The organism is Rhodospira trueperi (assembly GCF_900101965.1).
In the GTDB taxonomy this organism is placed as follows: Bacteria; Pseudomonadota; Alphaproteobacteria; order Rhodospirillales; family Rhodospirillaceae; genus Rhodospira; species Rhodospira trueperi.
The window spans coordinates 1-1,402 of sequence record NZ_FNAP01000041.1 but is presented as its reverse complement, the minus strand read 5'-3'; the positions used below and the strand labels follow the sequence as shown (position 1 = coordinate 1,402).

Genomic DNA, 1,402 nt, shown 5'->3' with positions numbered 1-1,402 from the left:
GCCGGCGCCTTCACTCAGCGCTCGGCTACATCACACCAGAGCAGGCCGAGCTTCGTGCCGCGTAACCCGGTGTCCACTTTTTCGGGGCAAGGTCAAAACAGCGCCGTCCGGGTCCCGGTTTTTCCTCGTCCGAGGACCTGCCGGTCTCTATAATATCGAGCAGAATCAATTCGATAACGGGGCTCCGCATGCTTTTTTCCGAGTTCGGCCCACGCGCTGTCATTGCCGCCTTCGACGGCGGCGAGATCACCTCGGACGCCGGCGGCCTGCTGTTGCGAGAGGCCGCGACGCGCCTGGACCTGTTCCCCCGCATGGCGGCCTGTTTCGAGGACCACCGGGACCCGGGCCGGGTCCGTCATCCGCTCGCCGACCTGCTGGCCCAGCGGGTCACCGGCATCGCCCTGGGATACGAAAACCTCACCGATCACGACAGCCTGCGCCACGATCCGCTGCTCAAACTGATGGCCACGCCGAAAGCCAGGGGCGCCGACCGGCCCGCCCCCCTGGCCGGGAGTTCCACCCTGGGACGGGTGGAGCGGAGTTTCGAGGACAGCGACCGGCGCTACCACAAGATCACCGCCCAGCCGAACCGGCTCCAGGACCTCTATGTCGACCTGTTCACCGGGAGCCACGATACCCCGCCCGAGCGGATCGTCCTGGACATCGACGCCACCGACGTGGAAACCCACGGCCACCAGATCGGCGGTTTCTTCAACGGCACCTACGAACACCGCTGCTTCCTGCCGCTGTATGTCACGTGCGGCCCGCACCTGCTTCTGGCCAAGCTGCGCCACGGCAATGTGGACGGCGCCAAGGGCGCGAAGGCGGCGATCAAACGCATCGTCGGACGCATCCGGAAGGCCTGGCCCACGGTCCAGATCCTGGTGCGCGGCGATTCCGGCTTCGCCCGCCCGAACCTGATGAGCTGGTGCGAGGCCAATGGCGTCGACTACATCTTCGGACTCGCCCGCAACACTGTCCTGCTCCACAAGGCCCGCAAGGTCCGCTCCAGAGCCGCCGTCGACTTCATGGCCACGGGCCGGACGGCGCTGGCCTTCGGTCATTTCACCCATATGACCCGCTCGAAAAGCTGGACACGGCCGCGCCACGTGATCGTCAAGGTCCTGCACCGCGCCGGACGCGAGCAGCGCTGCCGGTTTCTCGTCACCTCGCTGGACTGGAATTCCAAACCGGTGATCGAAGCGATGCGCCAGGCCCGCGATGCCCGCGAGCAAACCGACCAGGAGCCGCCCCGGGACCTGATGCCGCGCGTGATCTACGAGGCCATCTACTGCCCGCGCGGCGATATGGAGAACCGGATCAAGGAGTGCCAGCTCGACCTGTTCGGCCACCGGGCCTCCGCCCACGCCTTCAAGGCCAACCAGACCCGGCTGATCCTGGC

1 protein-coding gene is annotated in these 1,402 nt (G+C 66.7%); it reads left to right on the top strand.

Annotation, left to right across the window (positions count from 1 at the left end; all coding sequences use genetic code 11):
- Positions 1 to 188: 188 nt before the first annotated feature.
- On the top strand, positions 189 to 1,402 hold a 1,214-nt coding region (locus BLS85_RS18425; protein ID WP_092788193.1), incomplete at its 3' end, for an IS1380 family transposase.